Genomic DNA, 18,728 nt, shown 5'->3' with positions numbered 1-18,728 from the left:
GCGTGCGCCCTGCGCTCGTTCCTCGCTCTGGACGCCAGCACCCTCCGCTGCACCTCAGCTGCGCGCTCACAGCGCGACCTCCGTTCGTGCTCCGCACCTCGGCTGCGCGCTCACAGCTCGTTCCTGACGGCCCAGAGGTCCGGGAAGACGTCCTGCTCGGCGGCCTGGCGCAGCCAGGTGAGACCGCTGGAGCCGCCGGTGCCCGGCTTCGCGCCCATGCAGCGCTTCACCGCGCTGAGGTGGCGCTGGCGCCAGCGCGTCACCCGCTCGGCGACGTCGAGCAGCAGCTCGGCGAGGCCCTGCAGCTCGCGGACGCCCGGCAGTGTCGGGTCGGCGTAGACGGAGAGCCAGGCGGCCTTCGGGTCCGTGGTGTCCACTCCGCGTCGGCCCAGGTAGGCGACGGCGTCGTCGTAGAGGCTGGGCTCGTTCAGCGACCGGGTCAGGTCGGCGTGGACCTGCGGGCTGCCCGCGTAGAGGCGCAGCAGGCGCTCGTCCTTGTTGCCCAGCAGGAACTCCAGGTGCAGGTACATGTACGACTGGAATCCGCTTGCCTCGCCCAGCACCGGGCGGAACGCGGAGAACTCCACCCCGGTCATCGTCGAGAGCAGGTCCCAGGACCGGACGAGGACCTCCTGCGCGTCCAGGCCGCGCCGCAGCGCGGCGGTCGCCTCGGGCAGGTCGTCGGCGCGCAGCGCGTGCTGGGCGCGGGTCCACTCGTGCCGTATCAGGCCGAAGAGCAGTTCCATCACCTGCGTGGCGACGATGAACGAGGTCTCCGCAGGCTCCTTGCTCAGCGGGTGCAGCAGGCTGTGCAGCGTGTCGATCCCGGCGTACGCCGCGTACGGCGTGGTGGGCTCGCCGAAGTCGACCTTGGGTGTGGTCGGTTCGGGGAGTGTGGCAGCAACGGGTGGCGTCGCAGGCATGGTGAGGTCCTTCCGGCGCGGTGGGCACTGCCATTCTGCTGCGCTGCGGCGCTCCGATGAATGGGCAACGAACCACGACTGGGCCGTTCGGCTTAGCATTGGCAAGGCAGATTCCCGAAAGTGGTTTCCGAACGCAAAGCGTGAGGTGAGTGCGGTGCTGGACGCGGTGGACCGTCGGCTGCTGGCCGAACTTCAGGAGGACGCACGCCTGTCCTACAACGAGCTCTCGCGGCGGGTGAACCTGTCCGCCCCGGCGGTGGCCGAGCGGGTCAGGCGGCTGGAGTCGACGGGTGTGCTGAGCGGCTACCACGCAGAGGTGGACCTGGACCGGGCCGGTCGCGTGGTCACCGCCCTGGTCCAGGTCCAGTGCTACGGCCCGCGTTGCGTGCTGCGTGACCCCGCGGTCCCGGAGTGGCCGGAAGTGCTGCAACTCCACCGCGTCACCGGTGGGGCCTGTTGCGTGCTGATGGTCGCTGTGGCGACGATGGCGGAGTTCGAGGGGCTCATCGACCGGCTGGCCGAGTACGGGCAGCCGTCCAGCACGATGATCCTGTCGACCCCGCTCCGCTGGCGGCCGGTCGAGCCGGTGTGAGCGTGCGCCCCGGCGCAGAGCAGAGATGTGAAGACGTGAACAGGTCCGAACCAGGAGGGGAAACCGACGTGCTGGACGAGGACACACTGAGTGAGCTGCGGCTGACGCCCGACAAGTCGCGCGCCTACGGAGGGCACGCGGACCAGGTCGTCGACTTCCTGCTGCCGAGCGGCGAGGGCGCGGACGGCGGCGCGGGCGGCGGCGGGAAGGCCTTGGTCGTCCTGCTCCACGGCGGGTTCTGGCGTCCGGCCTACGACCGCCAGCACACCGCGTTGCTGGCACGGGCGTTGGCGGACGAGGGCTACCTCGTCGCGGTGCCGGAGTACCGGCGGACGACGGGCTGGCCGGAGATCTTCGACGACATCGCGGTCTGCGTCGAGGCTCTGCCGATGATGGCGGCCGCGCTGGGCTTCCGCCCCAACCGCACGGTACTTGTGGGCCATTCCGCCGGCGGTCACCTCGCGCTGTGGGCCGCCGCGCGTCACCGGCTCCCGGCGGGCTCGCACTGGCGGACGGAGTCCCGCCCCGACGCGGTCGTCTCGCTGGCGGGCTGCGCCTCGCTCCGCCTCGCGGACGAGTGGCACCTGGGCAACGGCGCGGCCCACGACATGATGGGCGGCTCGGTGGACGACCTCGGCTCCCGCTACGAGGACTGCGACCCGGCGGCGCAGCTGCCGCTGGGCGTCCCGGTGACGCTCGTTCACGGCGTGGACGACGAGGTGGTGCCGGTGACGATGTCGCGCGAGTACGCGCGGATGGCGCGCGAGGCAGGCGAGGAGGTCCGGCTGGTGGAGCTGCCGGACATGGAGCACTTCGGTCTCATCGACCCGAGCACGGCGGCGTGGGCACACGTGCGTGCGGCGGTGGAGGCGTAGCGTTCTGCAGAGGGGACGTCGCACCACGCTCACGTGCGGCTACTTGCGCTGATACCCACCGCTGATGGTGCGCAGTCACGCTCTTTCGGGTAATAGCCGCCGCCCCTCCCCGCCCCGCACCCTGGAGGTGTCGATCAACTCCAGGGCTCCAGGGGAGGACCCCAAGCATGACCGTCGACGCAGGTATTGATGCCCAGTCAGACGCCTCGGCAGAGCCGACTGCGCTCGGTACCGCCGCCGCGAAGAACCTCGCCACCACCACCAAGACACCGCCGCAGATGCAGGGCATCACCTCCCGGTGGCTGCTCAAGATGCTGCCCTGGGTGCAGGTGTCGGGTGGCACCTACCGGGTCAACCGCCGTCTGAGTTATGCGACCGGCCGGGGCCGGCTCAGCTTCGCGCAGACCGGCGCGGAGACCCGGATCGTGCCGCCGAGCCTCGTGGAGCTGCCGCCGCTCCGCGGTTTCGGGGAGGACGCGCTCCTCACCGAGCTCGCCTCGCGCTTCACCCAGCGGGACTTCGCCCCGGGCGAGGTCATCGCCGAGTACGGCGAGGTCGTGGACCACGTGCTGGTCATCGCCCACGGCAAGGTGCAGAAGGTGGGCACCGGCAAGTTCGGCGACAGCGCCGCCGTCCTCGGCGTGCTCGCCAACGGCGACCACTTCGGCGACGAGGCGCTGCTCCGTGCCGACGCGCTGTGGGAGTACACGGCGAAGGCCGCCACCGGCGGCACCCTGCTCTCGCTGCCGCGTCAGGCCTTCACCGACCTGCTCTCCCGGTCGCCCGAACTGCGGGCCCAACTGGCCGCGTTCGAGGCGGCGGGCGCCGCCGCGCAGGACAAGCACGGGCAGGCGGCGATCGAGCTGGCCGCCGGTCACGACGGCGAACCGGAGCTGCCCGGCACCTTCGTGGACTACGAACTCGCGCCGCGCGAGTACGAGTTGAGCGTCGCGCAGACCAAGCTCCAGGTGCACACGCGGGTCGCCGACCTCTACAACCAGCCGATGAACCAGATCGAGCAGCAGCTCAAGCTGACCGTCGAGGCCCTGCGCGAACGCCAGGAGCACGAGATGATCAACAACCCGGAGTTCGGGCTGCTCGCCAATGCCGAATACGACCAGCGCGTCCACACCCACGGCGGCCCGCCCACCCCGGACGACATGGACGAGCTGCTCTCGCGTCGTCGCGGCAACAGGTTCTTCCTGGCCCACCCGCGTGCCATCGCCGCGTTCGGGCGGGAGTGCAACCGGCGCGGGCTCTACCCGGAGGCCGTCGACGTGGACGGGAACCGGATCCCGGCCTGGCGCGGGGTGCCGATCTTCCCGTGCAACAAGATCCCGGTCAACGACGGGCACACCAGCTCGATCCTGGTCATGCGTACCGGTGAGGACGACCAGGGAGTGGTCGGCCTGCACCAGACGGGGCTGCCGGACGAGTACGAACCCGGCTTGTCCGTCCGGTTCATGGGCATCAACGAGCGGGCGGTGATCCAGTACCTGGTCAGCACCTACTACTCCTGCGCCGTGCTCGTCCCGGACGCGCTCGGGGTGCTGGAGAACGTCGAGGTCGCCCGGCCTCGGGGCTGAGGGACGGCGATCGAGCGTGAGCTGGAGCGACATCCTCATACTCACGGCCACGTTGGCGGCCTCGGCCGTGCTGCTGTGGCTGCTGCAGCACTTCGTCCCGCACCGGCTGCGGGAGAGCCACAACGACGTGGCGGGGTTCATCTTCGCCGCCGTGGGCGTGATGTACGCGGTGCTGCTGGCCTTCGTCGTCATCGCTGTCTGGCAGAACCTGGACTCCGCCAAGCAGACCACCTTCAAGGAGGCCGACGCCCTGGCCGGCGTCTACTGGATCTCCCGCGAGCTTCCGCTGCCGCTGGGCGCGCAGTTGGAGCAGAACACGCTGGAGTACGCGCACACCGTCCAGGACACCGAGTGGCCGCTGATGGCCAAGCACGAGAGCAGCTCACGGGCCACGGACCTGGTCTACGAGATGCGTTCGGAGGTCTTCAGCTTCAATCCCGCAACGCCCCGGGAGCAGGTGCTCTACGAGCACGCCGTGACCCACGTCGAGGACCTCGCCTCGGAGCGCCGTGCGCGGCTCAACGAGGTGGGGGACTCGGTGCCGACGATCATGTGGGTGGCGCTCCTCGCCGGAGGGCTGCTGACGGTCGGGTTCACCTATCTGTTCGGGCTCTCCAACACCCTCGCCCACGGGCTGATGGTGCTCACCCTCACCGCACTGGTGGTGGTGTCGCTCCTGCTCATCAAGGAGATGGACTACCCGTTCACCGGCGTGACGCACGTCGACCCGACCGCGTTCCAGGTGTTTCTGGAACGACTACCCCCGCCGCGCTGAGAAGGGCACTGAGCATGCCTGCGGAAGGAGGACAGAGACTGTCCTAGTTCCCCTCTAGCGTGGGGACCACCGAGAGCGAAGCATTGGTGTTCTGAAAGGTGGTCCCCATGCCGACTGTTGTGATCGAAGAGAAGAACGAGCGCGACGCGCTGCTCAGCTACGTCGAGGCCCAGCGCGCGGCGGTGCGCCGGGCCGTCGGCGGGCTGAGTCGCGAGCAGCTCACCGCTCGGCCCACCGTGAGCGAGCTGACCCTGGGCGGGATGGTGAAGCACCTGGCGGAGGTGGAGAGCAACTGGACCCGGGTGATCCTGGCCGGGCGCGATTCGCTGCGCCCGCGCGACGAGAGCAACTGGGGCGAGTCCTTCCGCCTGGTCGAGGGCGAGGAGATCGGGGACGTCCTGAAGTTCTGGGACGAGGTCGCCGCCGAGACCGCCGAGGTCGTCGGCGCGCTCTCCGATCTCGACGTCACCGTCCCGCTGCCGGACCGCCCGTGGTTCCCCAAGAACGCGGAACGCTCGGCCCGGTGGATCCTGCTCCACCTGATCGAGGAGACCGCCCGTCACGCCGGCCACGCCGACTTCCTGCGCGAGGCGACTGACGGAGCCACCGCCTTCCAACTCCTCAGCCCCGAGCAGCTCCGCCCCAACGACTAGGCCCTGATCCTCAGGAAAGGCCCTAGCCTGACGGAATGGAGCTGAGCATCCGTCCGTACCGGCCGGACGACTGGGAGGACCTGTACGAGATCTGCGTCCGCACCGGCGACAACGGGGCGGACGCCAGCTCGTTGCACCCGGACCCGCGGATCCTTCCGGACATCTTCGTCGGCCCGTATCTCGCGTTGGAGCCCGAGCTCGCCTTCGTCGTCGCGGACCAGCAGGACGGCGACCGGGCACTGGGCTACATCCTCGGTACGGCCCACACCCGCCGCTTCGTCGCCCGCTACCGCGACGTGTGGCTGCCGCAGGTGGTCGACCGCCACCCCGACGACAACGGCGGACGCGGCAGTGAACTGCGGTGCCCGGAGCTGATGCTGGGTCCGGTCGCCGACGCCTACCCAGCGCATCTGCACATCGACCTGCTGCCGCGGGCGCAGGGTCTCGGGTTCGGCCGACGGCTGATGGACAGCTACCTCGCCGCGCTGCGCGAGCGCGACGTCGACGCGGTCCACCTGGCGATGGGGGCGGCCAACGCGCCCGCCCGTGCGTTCTACGACCGGCTCGGCTTCACCGAGTTGGCCCGCCCGGTGCCCGGTCTGGTGGTGATGGGTCGCAGTACGCGGGCGTGAGCCCGCTCCCCGCTTCAGGGAATCCGCGGGAAGCGGCTGCGGATCTCCCAGACGGTGAGGTTGTGCTGCAGGTCGTCGTGCAGGTCCGTCAGGTCCGCGACGATGTCCTGCAGGAAGTCCCGTGCCTCGCGGCGCAGCACGCCGTGGTCCACCAGCAGCGGGCGCTCGTCGCGGACCCAGTCGGCGCGGAGTTCGACCCAGTCGCCGCGCCGGGAGAACCGGAGGCGGTCAGACGACTCGGTGAAGTCCAGCTCGGCACGCGGCGTGCGGAAGCCCGGCAGTACCTCGTCCAGTTGCTCGACGATGTCGCACAGCGCCCAGGCGAAGTCCAGCACCGGCACCCACCCCCACCGGGTGGAGAGGTCCCGTCCGCCCTCGCCCTCGATGAACACGTCCCCGCAGAAGAGGTCGTGCCGCAGGGCACGGACGGGCGCGGTCGCGTAGTCCGTCTGCGGCGGGTCGGGGAAACGGTTGGAGAGGGAGTAGCCGAGCTCGATCACCCCACGATTCTGGCAGCGTCGACCGAACACGATTCACGCGGTGCCGGTGAAAAGGGTTCGCGGGGGTGGGTGGTCGGCAGGATCATGGGCACATGTCTGCGAATCCTGTGGCCGTACGCGTCAGGGGTGTCGTCGTACCCGACGCCGAGCTGCAGTGGCGGTTCTCCCGCTCCTCCGGCCCCGGCGGCCAGCACGTCAACACCAGTGACAGCCAGGTCGAGCTGAGGTATGCGCTGGAGGCGAGCGCGGCGCTGCCGCAGGTGTGGCGCGAGCGCGCGCTGGAGCGGCTGGCCGGTCGGCTGGTCGACGGTGCGCTGGTGGTCAGGGCGTCCGAGCACCGGTCGCAGTGGCGCAATCGGGAGGCGGCGGCCGTGCGCATGTCCGCGCTGCTCACGGAGGCGGTCGCCCCGCCCCCGCGCGCCCGCCGCGTGACGAAGCCCTCCCGCGGCATGGTCGAACGCCGCCTGGAGACCAAGCGGCGCACCGCCGCACTCAAGCGCGGACGCGGATCCCTCCGCGACCGGGACTTCTAGGGCGCGGCGCCGGTTCTGAACAGGCCGGTTCTGAACAGAGGGGGAGAAGGTTTCAGCCCAAGTGGCGGTACTGGCCGCGGAAGTACGTCAACGGGCCCCCCGTCGGCGCGCCGACCTTCGCTTCGAGGACGTGGCCGATGAACAGCACGTGGTCGCCCGCGGATATCCGGTCCACCGTCCTGCACTCGACCGTCGCCAGCGCGCCGTCGACCAGGGGGGAGCCCGACTGCCCGCCGCGGTGGTGCGGGAGGTCCGCGAAGAGGAGGCGGTCGCTGACGCGACCCTTCATCGCGAAGCGCGCGGCGGTCGTCCGCTGGTCGGCGGCGAGGACGGAGACCGCCCAGGTCTCGACCCGGGAGAGGACGTCCTCCATCCGGGAGTCCTCGCGGACGGAGATCAGGACCAGGGGCGGGTCGAGGGAGACCGAGAGGAACGCCGTGGCCGTCATCCCCACGTCCTCGCCGCGTGGGCCGTCCTCCGCGTCGTGGGCGGTGACCAGGACCACACCGGAGGCGAGCTGGCCGAGGGCGGCGCGGAACTCCTCAGGAGTGGCCTCGGGGCCGTCCAGAGGGGTCACGGGGGCTGGGGTGGCAGTTGCTGCGGCGTCGTACACACAAGCACGCTATCTTCGCTCGGCCCCGCCTCGCATCGGACCTTGGGCGTAGGACGGGCGTCTGATTGCTCACGTTGCGGTCGGACGGGCGGGAGGATCGACGGGAGGATCGACGGAGGGACTGAGCAAGGACTGACGGAGGGTCGATTCGCGCCTGGTACAGACTTTCGACGTTCACACGTGCGAGGCCTGTGACTTGGCTCACAAGTGGGAATGAATTGCTGACCCAGAGTGTCGAACAGTGTGCTCTATGTGATTCAGTTTGTCTGCCAGTCGGACCATCGGAGGGAGGTGGGCGATGGACGCCGAGCCGCAGCCGGAGCCGTATGTCCGGTTGGCGACCCTGCGCACGCTCCATCGCATCATCGCCGACCTCAACGCCGCCCGCAGCCTCGCCGGCACCCTCCAGGCCGTGGTCGAGGGCGCCGTGATGGGTCTGGGCTTCGACAGCGCCGCCGTGAACATGGTCCGGCCCGACGGCGATCTGGTCGTCGCCGCCGTGTGGGAGGTCGGCACCGAGGGTGAGGCCGACGAGGGCATCAACAGCATGCTCGGGCAGGTCGGCACGCGTGACTCCTGGAACCGGCTGCTCAACGCCGGCGACCGCTGGGGCAGTCTGGTCTTCGTCCCTGCCGACCGGATGTGGGCGCGCCCGCCGGACATCCCCGTCTGGGGCGGCGGTCAGGGTCACCTCGTCGAGGGCGCGTGGCATCCGGACGACATGCTCTTCGCCCCGATGTACAGCTACGGCGGCGAGTTGCTCGGCGTGCTCTCCGTCGACCGCCCCCGCAACGGCCGCCGGCCCGGCCCGTGGACGCGCGAGGCGTTGGAGATGTTCGCCCAGCAGGCCGGCATCGCCATCGGCAACGCGCGGCTGCGCGCGGAGATGCAGCGGGCGCTGATCCGGCTGGAGCGCGAGCAGCAGGTGCTGCTCGCCAGCGAGGAGAGCTACCGCCAGGCCTTCGAGTACGCGCCCAGCGGCATGGCCATCACCGAGCTGCACGGCCAGACCCGCGGACAGCTCACCCGCGTCAACGACGCCCTGTGTCGACTGCTGGGCCGCTCCCGCTCCTCCTTGCACCGGCAGTCCTTCGGCGACCTGGTCCACCCGGACGACTCGGTCAAGCTGCGCGGCATCGCCACCGAGAACGGCCGCGCCGAGGTGCGGCTGGCCCGGCGCGACGGCGGCTGGTTCTGGGTCAACCTGCGCAACTCCGTCGTCTCCGACCCGGTCGAGGGCGCGATGTACCTGCTCACGCACGTCGAGGACATCGAGGACCGCAAGCGCCACGAGCTGGCCCTGGCCCACCGGGCCAGCCACGACGCGCTCACCGGCCTGCCCAACGCCGCCGAGCTCCGGGCCCGGCTGCAGATGCGCCTCTGCGACCATCCGCACGACAGTCTCGAGCCCGCCGCCCACAGTCCCGGCGGGCTCGGCAGCTTCGGCGGGTACGACGGCGGTATGGGCGGCCTGGACCCCCGGAGCGACATGGGCGGCCTGGATCCTCGGGGTGACCTGGGCGGTCCGGACCCCCAGGGTGACGGCCCCCGCGTCGACGGTCCGTGCACCGACGCCCAGGAGTACGCGGGTCGTCCCAGGCGTCCGGCGCTCGCCGACCTGCTCGCCGAGGAGGAGGGCGACGGCCACGCCCACGGCCACCCCGCGGCCGCTGACGCGGGCGGCTTCGACGGCGGCGGGTACGACCACGTCCACGCCGTCCCGCCGGACGAGGGCGGCGCCGAGCCGGACGGGCGCAACGGCCGCGGTCTCGCCGTGCTGTTCTGCGACCTGAACGGCTTCAAGGGGATCAACGACCGCCACGGCCACAACGCGGGCGACGCCACCCTGATCGAGGTGGCCCGACGGCTGCAGGCCGCCGTCCGCGAGGGCGACACGGTGGCCCGGCTCGGCGGTGACGAGTTCGTCGTCCTCGCCGACGGTCTGGACCGCGAGCGCGCCAAGGACCTGGCCGACCGGCTCCGGGTCGCGGTGACCCCGCCCATACGGTGGGAGAACCGCACCCTGCGTGTCGGCGTGAGCATCGGCGTCGGCTGGGCCGGTTGCGGGATGAGCATCGACGAGGTACTGCACACAGCCGACGAACTGATGTACCTGGAGAAGCGCGCGCGGGCGGGTGGCGGAGGCCGCTCCCACCGCCGCGCGGGCTGATCACGGCGGCTGTTTCCCAGCTGCCCCGCCGCCGTCCCACTGCCGTCCGACCGTTGTTCCGCTGTTGTTTCCACCGCCTGTTCCACCGCAGGTGGCGGTTCTGCGGAACCGGGCGACGGCGGGGTGACGTCCACCGTTCCGGCCACGTCGCTCTTTCCGTCGCGTCACCCAGTCGGGGTAGTGTGCGGTGGATACGCGTGCCTTCGGTGCGGTACTCCGGGCGCGAAGCCGAACATCACGGAACATCCACGTATCACGACTCGGGAGAAGAACTCGATGACAGCCGAGAACAACGGCGTGCCCGAGGACGACGACCCGTTCGCGTACCTGTACCGGGCGGAGGGTGACGCCGACGGTGGCGCGGAGGGCCCCGCGCCCACGCAGCCGATGCCCGGCGTGCCCCGCACCTCGTACCAGCAGGCCACCCAGGTCGGCGGTCGCACCCAGTACGGCCAGTCCGGATACGGGCAGCAGTCGTCCTACGGGCAGCAGGGCGGCTACGGCGCCCAGCAGACCCAGGCCTACGGCGGCTACCAGGGCGGCGTCCCGCAGCAGGGCTCGGCTCCCGGCGGGCCGCCGGCAGGCGGCGGCCGGGCCGGTTCCCGCGGTGCGGGCGGCGGCAGCAGCCGCGGCGTGATGCTGGGTGCGGTCGCGGTCGTGGTGGCCGTCGTCATCGGCATCGGGTTCGCGGTGTTCAGCAGCAACGGCGGCAACACCAACGCGGGCTCCGGCAGCAGCAACTCGCCGACGACCACGGCGGGCAGCAGCAGCGCCTCCGCCTCGTCCTCGCCGTCGGTCTCGTCGAACCTCGGCCCGGCGGACGCCGCCACCATGAAGCTGGCCGGCACCGCGCCCGTCACCACCCCGGCCGGAGCCAAGGCAGCGGGTGGCGCGTCGGTGCCGCTGAGCGGTTCGGGCCAGACCATCACCTGGACCGTCAACATCCCCTCGGCGGGTAGCTACTACATCTGGACCCGCTACAACAACCCGGGTCCGGACGCCAAGGTGGCGATACTGGTCAACGGCCAGAAGTCGCGTGACGGCCAGTTCAGCAACTGGAGCCGCAGCAGCGACCCGACCCAGGCCTGGTACCGCACCTACTCCACGCCGCAGCTGCCGGCCGGTCAGGTCACCATCACCCTCCAGGGCGAGAACGGTCAGCCGGTCGTCGACATCGACCAGGTGGCCATCACCCCCGGCAACACCAGCCCCTGGAGCTGAAGCTGACGCAGTGACAGCGAACGTGTCTCGGCCCGCGCCCCAAGGGGTGCGGGCCGAGACGTGTTTGGCGGTCCGTCAGCGTGCCACCGGAACACGGGCGGTGAGCTTCTCCGCGCCCACTGCCCAGGCACCGTCGCGCATGACCGCGACCACCTCGTACTGCTCGTCCAGCACCACCAGGTCCGCGCGCTTGCCGACCTCCAGCGAGCCGATCCGGTCGTCCAGCCCCAACTGCCGTGCCGGGTTGAGCGAGAGCATCCGGCTGACCGTTTCGAGCGGCAGGCCGTTGACCGTCACCGCGCGCTTGAGCGCCACGTCCAGGGTCAGCGTCGAACCCGCGATCGAGCCGCCCTCGGCGAGCCGGGCCACGCCCTCGCGGACCTTCACGGCCAGCGGGCCGAGCATGTAGTCGCCGTCGCCGAACCCGGCCGCGTCCATCGCGTCGGTGACCAGCGCCACCCGCTCCGCCCCCGCGCCGCGGAAGGCGAGGTCGACGATGGAGGGGTGCAGGTGGACGCCGTCGCCGATCAGCTCGACGGTGACCCGCTCGTCCTCCAGCAGCGCCACGATCGGGCCGGGCGTGCGATGGCCCAGCGCGGGCATGGCGTTGAACAGGTGCGTGGCCACCGTGGCGCCCGCCTCGACGCCCGCCAGGGTGGCGTCGTAGCTGGCGTCGGTGTGGCCGATGGCGGCGATGACGCCGCGCTCGGCGAGCAGTCGGATCGACTCGATGCCGCCGCCCAGCTCGGGCGCCAGCGTCATCATCCTCGCCGCGCCCCGGGAGGCGTCGAGCAGCTTGCGGACCACCGCCGGGTCGGGGTCGCGCAGCAGATCGGGGTCGTGCGCGCCGCAGCGGTTGGTCGAGATGAACGGGCCCTCGAAGTGGATCCCGGCCAGCACGCCGTCCTCGACCAGCTCGCTCAGCAGCCCGGCCTGGCGGCACAGGTCGTCGATCTCGCCGGTGACGGTCGAGGCCACGGTCGTGGTGGTGCCGTGGGCGAGGTGGGTGTGCGCGGCCTTGATGATCTGTTCGGCGGTACCGGAGTGGTAGGAGGCGCCGCCGCCGCCGTGGACGTGCATGTCGACGAAGCCCGGGACCACGGTGAGACCGGTGAGGTCGAGGGCGGGAGCTGTGCCGTCCGGGGGAGTGACCGGAGCCGCGATCTCGGTGATCCGCCCGTTCTCCACGGCGATCTTCCCGTTCTCGACGACGCCGGTGGGCAGGACGAGCCTGGCCCCGGCCAGCACAGTGCGCTCCGCGTCGGTCACGCGGTCACCTCCAGTGAGAGCAGATCCCAGGCGAGGAGTCCTGCGCCCAGGCAAGCGGCGGTGTCTTTGAGCATCGCCGGTACGAGCGCGGGCGGCACCTGGAACGAGAGGCGTTCGGTGACCGCGACGCGGAGTGGTGCGAACAGGGTGTCACCGGCCTCGGCGAGGCCGCCGCCGATGATGACGGTCCCGGTGTCGAGCAGGCTGTGCGCCATCACGATGCCGTCGGCGAGCGCGGACAGCGCGTCGGTCCAGACGGTGACGGCGCGCGGGTCGCCCGCCGCGACCGAGGTGGCGCAGTCGGCGGCCGTGGCACCGGGGTTGCCGGATGCCGCGGCCCAGGCGCGGGAGACCGCCCCGGCCGAGGCGACCGTCTCCAGGCAGCCGTGTGCGCCGCAGGCGCAGGCGAGCCCGCCGGGCCGGACCACGACATGGCCGATCTCGCCGCCGTTGCCGTGGGCCCCGGACTCGATCCGGCCGTCGATGCCGATGCCACCTGCGATGCCGGTGCCGAGCGCGATGAAGAAGAAGCGGGAGACGCCGCGCCCGGCGCCGAGCCGTCCCTCGGCCAGGGCTCCGGTGCGGACGTCGTGCCCGAGCGCGATGGGGATGCCGAGCCGCTCGCCGAGCAGCTTGCGCATCGGTAGGTCGCGCCAGCCGAGGTTGGCGGAGAAGACGGCGACCCCCTCCGCCTCGTCGATGGTGCCGGGCACCACGACGCCGGCCGCGGCGGCGGTCTCGCCGAACCGCCGCCTGCCCTCGTCGCGCAGTTCGGCGGCGAAGTCGAGGATCGCGGACACGACGGCGGGTGTGCCGTGCTCGCGTCCGGTGGGGCGGCGCGCCTCATGGAGCAGGGTGCCGTCGGGGGCGACCAGCGCGGCCTTCATGCCGGTCCCGCCGACATCGAGAGCGATGACGTGCTTCACGACGCGACAGTCTCCCTCCTGGACCACACAGAGGTCTAGTCCAGTTTGCAGATTGGTCTGGTCCATGGCCAATGTACCGAGGCTTTTACGAAGAATGAGCCTGATTGGGCCGCTTCTACCGCCCGGCGGTCACGTGGTCGGTGTGGATCCGTCGGTGGCAATCCCCGGAAACTCCGCCCGAGCCTATGGTCTAGACCAAGTGGTCCAGTCGATTGTGGCCCTCCATCCCCGGCAAATCGGTGGCTTTGCGTGGTGATGCTCCGAATTGCCGTTGCGCAGGGTGCAACGAACCCCAGCTTTTCGGTAAATGGTGTAGACCTCTTGCGCGGCTCGTGACCAGACTGGCCGTCACACCGGGACGGCGGCAGCCCAGCCCGGGCTGGCCGGCGGTGCCCCCCACCTCCGCCGGCCTCCCAACTGCCGGACCTGGACTGACAATCGACCCCGGCAGGGACCGGGTCCGCATCTGCGAAGGCGGTAGGTTTTCTTGAAGCGTCGTTTGCTCGCCCTCTCAGCAATCGGTGTCGCCGGGGTCATGGCGCTGTCGGCATGCAGCTCCTCCTCGGGCGGCTCGGGTTCTTCCGGTGGCTCGACCACCATCAACCTGCTCGCCGCCGACTACGGCACCGCCGGCACCTCCAACAGCACCCAGTCGTACTGGCAGAACCTCGCGGCTGCCTTTCACAAGTCTCACCCGGACATCACCGTCCATGTGCAGACCATCGCGTGGACCAACTGGGCCCAGGTGGCCACGATGATCCAGGACAAGCAGTACCCGGACATCCTCGAGGGAGACGCGCCGCAGCAGTTCGCGGCCGACGGCCTGCTCTACCCGCTGAGCGACGTGATGTCCTCCAGCACGATCAGCAACCTGATCCCGGTCTTCGCCAAGCAGGAGGACGGCACCGACGGCGTCGCCTACGGCGCCCCGTTCACCACCAGCGCCCGCGGCCTCTTCTACAACAAGAAGCTCTTCGCCGCCGCGAAGATCGCCGCCCCGCCGCAGACCTGGGCCGACATCCAGAACGACGCCGCCAAGATCAAGGCCCTGGGCGGCGGCGACATCGGCTACGGCCTGCCGCTGGGCACCGAGGAGGCCCAGGGCGAGTCCTACCTGTGGATGCTGGGCAACGGCGGCGGCTACGTCGACTCCTCCGGCAAGTACGACATCAACTCCGCGGCCAACATCCAGACCTTCCAGTTCCTGAACCAGCTGGTCAAGGCTGGCGACACCGAGCCCGGCCCGGCGAGCACCAACCGCCAGCAGATGTGGGACGCCTTCTCGGCCGGCCAGGTCGGCATGGTCGGCGGCTCCGGCGCGATGCTCCCGGACATCGTCAAGACCGGCAAGCTGACCACGTCCGACTACGGCGTGGTCCCGATGCCCGGCAAGACCGCCCCGCTGACGCAGACCCTGGGCGTGCACGACGACGTCGTCGCGTTCAAGCAGGGCGGGCACGCCGCGCAGATCAAGGAGTTCCTGGACTTCGTCTACTCGGACGCCAACCAGATCTCCTTCGACAAGGAGTACGACCTGCTCCCGGCCACCACCTCGGCGTCCGCGACACTGTCCGGCGAGGACCCGGTCGCGGCGGGCTTCCTCAAGAACGTCCCGAACTCGGTGGTCTACCCGTCCAACACCAACTGGAACACGGTGCTGGCCAAGCTCAAGCAGACCCTGGGCACCGCCGCCTCCGACAACGCGGCCTCGGTCCTGAACGGCCTGCAGACCTTCGCGACCAGCAACCAGTAAGCCCGGCAGGCCCCGTAAGTCGGCAAGCCCGCCTTAACCCTGCAAGCCCCGTAAGCCTGTAAGCCCCGGAAGTCCCGAAATCCGGTAGTCCGCACTGTCGGCGGCCGGTCGGTGGGTGCACCCCACCGACCGGCCCGTCGGCGCGTATGCCATGGAGCAGACCATGACGCAATCGACCCAGGCCCAGGCCGGCCTGCTGGAGTCGGCACCCGGGAGCGATGACCGCCCCCGGCCCTCCGGCCCCAGGCGTGGCGCGGGCCGCCGCGTGCTGCGGGCGCTGGCGCCCCTGCCGTGGATCGCCCCGGCCACCGCGCTGATCCTCTTCGTGGTGATCTGGCCGGTGGTCTCGATGTTCCTGACCTCACGTCAGAAGTACGACTCCATGGGCTTCGACCAGGGCAGTGCGGACTGGTCGAACTTCTCCCGGCTCTTCGCCGAGCAGGACCTGCCCGGCGTGCTGATCCGCACCGGTATCTGGGTCGTCACGGTGGTCGCGCTGACCGTCCTGATCTCGCTGGGTGTCGCCCAGATGTTCAACAAGGAGTTCCCGGGCCGCCGGGTCGCCCGCTGGGCGCTGATCGCGCCGTGGGCCGCCTCGGTGGTGATGACCTCCATCGTCTTCAAGTGGATGCTCAACCCGAGCAACGGCACCATCCTGGTGCTGCTGCACGACCTGGGCTTCATGAAGAACTACAACAGCGTCAACTGGCTTGCCAGTCAGACCGCGGGGTTCAGCTGGGAGATCTTCGTCGCGGTCTTCGTCTCGGTGCCGTTCACCACCTACGCGCTGCTGGCGGGCCTGCAGGCGATCCCGGACGACGTCTACGAGGCAGCCCGCCTCGACGGCGCGGGGGTGGTGCGCACCTACTGGTCGATCACGCTGCCGCTGCTGCGTCCGGCGCTGCTGGTGGCCGCGCTGATCAACATCATGAACGTCTTCAACTCCTTCCCGATCATCTACGAGATGACGGGCGGCGGCCCCGGCAACGAGACCTCCACCTCCACGTTGTTCATGTTCAACACCCAGCAGACCAGCATCGGCGAGGCAGCGGCGATGTCGGTGGTCAACTTCGGCTTCATCATCGTGATCGTCCTGCTCTTCCTGCGGGCGTCCAAGTGGAACTCCGCGGAGGACTGACATGACGACCGTTACCGCCCCCGCCCCGGCCTCCGCGGCGCGCAGGGCGAACAAGTCCGGCACCCCGCGCCGGTTGCCGAAGCTGCGCACCGTCTGCCTGGCCGGCGGCGCGTACCTGATCGGGCTCTTCTTCCTGCTGCCCTACATCGAGATGGTCGTCACCGCGGTCCGTCCGGGCAGCGAACTCCACGACCGCAACCTACTGCCGTCCCATCCGACGCTGGCCAGCTTCCTCAACATCTGGTCCACCGGCCTCGGCAGCAGCCTCGCCACCAGCCTGGAGATCGCGGGCGGGGCGACGGTGCTGGTGCTGCTGGTCGCGATCCCGGCCGCGTACTACACCGCCCGGCGCAACTTCCGCGGCAAGTGGATCTTCCTGCTGCTGGTGCTGATCACGCAGATGTTCCAGCCGACCGCGATGATCGTCGGCATCTACCAGCAGTTCGTCCAGTTCAACATGATCGACTCGATCTGGTCGCTGATCCTGGTCAACGCGGGCTTCAACATGGCCTTCGCGGTGTGGATCCTGAACGCCTACTTCAGCGCGATCCCCAAGGAGATCGAGGAGGCCGCGATCGTCGACGGCTGCAGCCGGATCGGCGCGATGTTCCGCGTCATCATGCCGCTGGCCGCGCCCGGCATCGTCACGGCGCTGATCTTCACCTTCATCGCGGCATGGAACGAGTTCATCGTCGCGCTCACCCTGACCACCCAGAGCGGCCCGCGCACGCTGACCGTCAAGATCTCCAACTTCGTCGGCGAGTACAACGTGGACTGGCAGCACCTCTTCGCCGGTTCGGTGATCGCCACCATCCCGGTGATCATCCTGTTCGCCCTGATCGAGGGCAAGGTCGCCTCCGGCCTGACGGCGGGCGCGGTGAAGTAGCCGTAACAACGCAGAGGGGGCGGTCGCGCGTGGTGCGCGGCCGCCCCCTCTCCCGTCTCCTGACGGAGTGTCAGCTACGGCAGGGTGATGTGGTACGCCTTGCGCAGCGTCTCGTGCACGGTCCAGGTGGTCTCGTCGCCCTCGCGCAGGACGCAGGCGTCGCCCGGGCCGACGTCGAAGGTCGGGCCGCCCGTGACCGCGATGGTGGCGCGGCCGGAGACGACCACGAAGAGCTCGTTGGCCTCGGTGTCGGTGACGACGCCCGGGGTGATCTGCCAGATGCCGCGGAGCTGCCTGCCGTCCTCGGACTCCCACAGCACCTTGCCGGACACCTCCGGGGTGCCGGAGACGATCTGGCTGGGGTCGAGCGGGTCCGGCTCAAGCTCGGTGTCGGCGATGTGCACGGCGAAACTGGTCATGCCGCCGACCGTAGCCCGCGTGGGTGGCCCGGGGGAGGAGCAACCTGCGTCAGAGGTAACCGGCAGAATGACAAGTCGTATGGTCGTCCCGACCCGGCGGACGGCCGGGACAAGGCTGGGCTGCGGCACGACAGAGACGCGGTGGGGAGGGTGGCAGGCAGTGGGCGACGAGCTGGACGAGCACGATCGGGCACTGCTGCGCTTCGAGGCGCGCGCCTGGCGGAGCCGCGGCGCCAAGGACGCCGCGATCCGCGAGGAGCTCGGGTACTCACCCACCCGCTACACCCAACTGCTCAACTCACTGCTGGACCGCGAGGCCGCACTCGCCTTCGACCCGGTGCTGGTCAACCGCCTGCGCCGGATCCGGGAGCAGAAGCGGCAGCGTCGCTGAGCCCTTACGACTCGAGTCGTTACTGCTCGGCAAGCGTGTCCGCCAGGGCGGCGAGCAGGGCGGTAACGCCCGCCGGGCCCGGCACGACCAAGTCCGCCCGGTCCGCGATCGCCGCCAGCGGCGGTTCGCCCGTCGTCGGTGCGCTGTAGGCGAGGACGCCGGGCAGGCCGCCGGCACGCAGCTTCTCCACGGCGTCGAACGCCGCGATGTCGCCCAGGTCGTCGCCCGCGTAGAGGACGGATCCGGCCCGTCGCTCGGTGAGGAAGTCGGTCAGCGCGACGCCCTTGTCCACGCCCGGTGGACGCAGCTCCAGCACCATCCGGCCCGGCTCGACCACCAGCCCGTGCCGGGCCGCCAGGCCGCGCAGCGGTGCGTCGAGCGCCGCGAAGGCCGCCTCCGGGTCGTCGGCACGGCGGGTGTGGACGGCGACGGCGCGGCCCTTGTCCTCGATCCAGATGCCCTGCCAGGCGCCCTCGGAGTCCAGGAAACCGGGCAGTTCGGCGCGGACGGCCGCGATGCCCGGGTGTACCGCGGGGGCGTGCACCTCGCCGGACCGCGCGTCCCAGCGCTCCGCGCCGTAGTGGCCGAGCACGGTCAGGTTCTCCAGCCCGGTGACCCCGGCGAAGCCGCCGTGCCGGACGGCGACGCCCGCCGGTCTGCCGGTGACCACCACGATCGCGTCGACCAGCGGTGCGAGGCGCGTCAGCGCGGGGACGGCGTCCGGGTGCGCGCGCGCCTGGTCGGGATCGGCGACGATCGGCGCCAACGTCCCGTCGAAGTCGAGGGCGACGACGGCGCGACGGGGCGTGGCGAGCAGCGCGGCGAGCCCGGCTGCTCCGGCGGGGGTGCTCGGCTCGGGAATGCCCATGGCTA

Annotated in this window: 20 protein-coding genes; 13 read left to right on the top strand and 7 right to left on the bottom strand. The window is 70.6% G+C overall.

The window, feature by feature from the left end:
- Positions 1 to 110: 110 nt before the first annotated feature.
- Entirely contained in the window at positions 111 to 923 is an 813-nt protein-coding gene (locus ABH940_RS23175; protein ID WP_370106088.1) for a tryptophan 2,3-dioxygenase, read from the bottom strand.
- A gap of 154 nt (positions 924 to 1,077) precedes the next feature.
- Between ABH940_RS23175 and ABH940_RS23170 the strand changes: the two genes are divergently transcribed.
- From ABH940_RS23170 to ABH940_RS23145, 6 genes are all read left to right on the top strand, one after another.
- Positions 1,078 to 1,515: an Lrp/AsnC family transcriptional regulator gene (locus ABH940_RS23170; protein WP_370061825.1), complete on the top strand. Its 438-nt coding sequence runs from the start codon at positions 1,078 to 1,080 to the stop codon at positions 1,513 to 1,515.
- A gap of 68 nt (positions 1,516 to 1,583) precedes the next feature.
- Positions 1,584 to 2,390, top strand: a complete 807-nt coding sequence (locus ABH940_RS23165) for an alpha/beta hydrolase (protein ID WP_370061823.1) — start codon at positions 1,584 to 1,586, stop codon at positions 2,388 to 2,390.
- A 167-nt stretch (positions 2,391 to 2,557) separates the two neighbouring features.
- Positions 2,558 to 3,976 (top strand): family 2B encapsulin nanocompartment shell protein, encoded by a 1,419-nt coding sequence (locus ABH940_RS23160; RefSeq protein WP_370061821.1) that lies wholly within the window; start codon positions 2,558 to 2,560, stop codon positions 3,974 to 3,976.
- 16 nt (positions 3,977 to 3,992) lie between these two features.
- Complete coding sequence (locus ABH940_RS23155) at positions 3,993 to 4,751, top strand: hypothetical protein (protein WP_370061819.1); 759 nt, start codon at positions 3,993 to 3,995, stop codon at positions 4,749 to 4,751.
- Positions 4,752 to 4,858: 107 nt separating this feature from the next.
- Positions 4,859 to 5,404: a DinB family protein gene (locus tag ABH940_RS23150; protein WP_370061817.1), complete on the top strand. Its 546-nt coding sequence runs from the start codon at positions 4,859 to 4,861 to the stop codon at positions 5,402 to 5,404.
- Between the two features lie 35 nt (positions 5,405 to 5,439).
- A complete protein-coding gene (locus tag ABH940_RS23145) occupies positions 5,440 to 6,036 on the top strand; it encodes a GNAT family N-acetyltransferase (protein WP_370106087.1) in 597 nt (198 codons plus the stop codon).
- 14 nt (positions 6,037 to 6,050) lie between these two features.
- On the opposite strand, the gene ABH940_RS23140 is transcribed toward ABH940_RS23145, so the two are convergent.
- Entirely contained in the window at positions 6,051 to 6,536 is a 486-nt protein-coding gene (locus ABH940_RS23140) for a hypothetical protein (protein WP_370106086.1), read from the bottom strand.
- Positions 6,537 to 6,628: 92 nt separating this feature from the next.
- On the opposite strand from ABH940_RS23140, the gene arfB reads away from it, so the two are divergent.
- Positions 6,629 to 7,069, top strand: a complete 441-nt coding sequence (gene arfB / locus ABH940_RS23135; RefSeq protein ID WP_370106085.1) for an alternative ribosome rescue aminoacyl-tRNA hydrolase ArfB — start codon at positions 6,629 to 6,631, stop codon at positions 7,067 to 7,069.
- A 52-nt stretch (positions 7,070 to 7,121) separates the two neighbouring features.
- Here arfB and ABH940_RS23130 read toward each other — a convergent pair whose 3' ends face one another.
- Positions 7,122 to 7,646, bottom strand: coding sequence for a flavin reductase family protein (locus ABH940_RS23130; RefSeq protein WP_370061809.1), 525 nt, complete (start codon positions 7,644 to 7,646; stop codon positions 7,122 to 7,124).
- Between the two features lie 334 nt (positions 7,647 to 7,980).
- Here ABH940_RS23130 and ABH940_RS23125 point away from each other — a divergent pair, with 334 nt between their 5' ends.
- Together ABH940_RS23125 and ABH940_RS23120 are read left to right on the top strand one after the other, a co-directional pair.
- Positions 7,981 to 9,852, top strand: coding sequence for a diguanylate cyclase domain-containing protein (locus tag ABH940_RS23125; RefSeq protein WP_370061807.1), 1,872 nt, complete (start codon positions 7,981 to 7,983; stop codon positions 9,850 to 9,852).
- A 276-nt stretch (positions 9,853 to 10,128) separates the two neighbouring features.
- Complete coding sequence (locus ABH940_RS23120) at positions 10,129 to 11,073, top strand: CBM35 domain-containing protein (RefSeq protein WP_370061805.1); 945 nt, start codon at positions 10,129 to 10,131, stop codon at positions 11,071 to 11,073.
- A 75-nt stretch (positions 11,074 to 11,148) separates the two neighbouring features.
- On the opposite strand, the gene nagA is transcribed toward ABH940_RS23120, so the two are convergent.
- Positions 11,149 to 12,342, bottom strand: a complete 1,194-nt coding sequence (gene nagA / locus ABH940_RS23115) for an N-acetylglucosamine-6-phosphate deacetylase (protein WP_370061803.1) — start codon at positions 12,340 to 12,342, stop codon at positions 11,149 to 11,151.
- Positions 12,339 to 13,268 carry an ROK family protein gene (locus ABH940_RS23110; protein WP_370106084.1) on the bottom strand — a complete coding sequence of 310 codons (930 nt, stop codon included), beginning with the start codon at positions 13,266 to 13,268 and terminating at the stop codon, positions 12,339 to 12,341. The genes nagA and ABH940_RS23110 overlap by 4 nt, the downstream gene beginning before the upstream one ends.
- 487 nt (positions 13,269 to 13,755) lie before the next feature.
- On the opposite strand from ABH940_RS23110, the gene ABH940_RS23105 reads away from it, so the two are divergent.
- From ABH940_RS23105 to ABH940_RS23095, 3 genes are all read left to right on the top strand, one after another.
- The gene (locus tag ABH940_RS23105) at positions 13,756 to 15,021 is read left to right on the top strand and encodes an extracellular solute-binding protein (protein WP_370061799.1); all 1,266 of its coding nucleotides are present in this window, start codon (positions 13,756 to 13,758) and stop codon (positions 15,019 to 15,021) included.
- Positions 15,022 to 15,184: 163 nt separating this feature from the next.
- Entirely contained in the window at positions 15,185 to 16,159 is a 975-nt protein-coding gene (locus ABH940_RS23100) for a carbohydrate ABC transporter permease (RefSeq protein ID WP_370106082.1), read from the top strand.
- Position 16,160: 1 nt separating this feature from the next.
- Positions 16,161 to 17,045, top strand: coding sequence for a carbohydrate ABC transporter permease (locus ABH940_RS23095; protein ID WP_370106081.1), 885 nt, complete (start codon positions 16,161 to 16,163; stop codon positions 17,043 to 17,045).
- Between the two features lie 74 nt (positions 17,046 to 17,119).
- On the opposite strand, the gene ABH940_RS23090 is transcribed toward ABH940_RS23095, so the two are convergent.
- Positions 17,120 to 17,464, bottom strand: coding sequence for a cupin domain-containing protein (locus tag ABH940_RS23090; protein ID WP_370061793.1), 345 nt, complete (start codon positions 17,462 to 17,464; stop codon positions 17,120 to 17,122).
- A gap of 160 nt (positions 17,465 to 17,624) precedes the next feature.
- On the opposite strand from ABH940_RS23090, the gene ABH940_RS23085 reads away from it, so the two are divergent.
- Positions 17,625 to 17,855, top strand: coding sequence for a DUF3263 domain-containing protein (locus ABH940_RS23085; protein ID WP_370061791.1), 231 nt, complete (start codon positions 17,625 to 17,627; stop codon positions 17,853 to 17,855).
- A gap of 19 nt (positions 17,856 to 17,874) precedes the next feature.
- Here ABH940_RS23085 and otsB read toward each other — a convergent pair whose 3' ends face one another.
- Complete coding sequence (gene otsB / locus ABH940_RS23080) at positions 17,875 to 18,723, bottom strand: trehalose-phosphatase (protein WP_370061789.1); 849 nt, start codon at positions 18,721 to 18,723, stop codon at positions 17,875 to 17,877.
- Between the last annotated feature and the right edge of the window lie 5 nt (positions 18,724 to 18,728).

Source organism: Streptacidiphilus sp. BW17 (assembly GCF_041262485.1).
Lineage (GTDB): Bacteria > Actinomycetota > Actinomycetes > Streptomycetales > Streptomycetaceae > Streptacidiphilus.
This window is presented reverse-complemented; position numbering and strand designations above follow the sequence as displayed.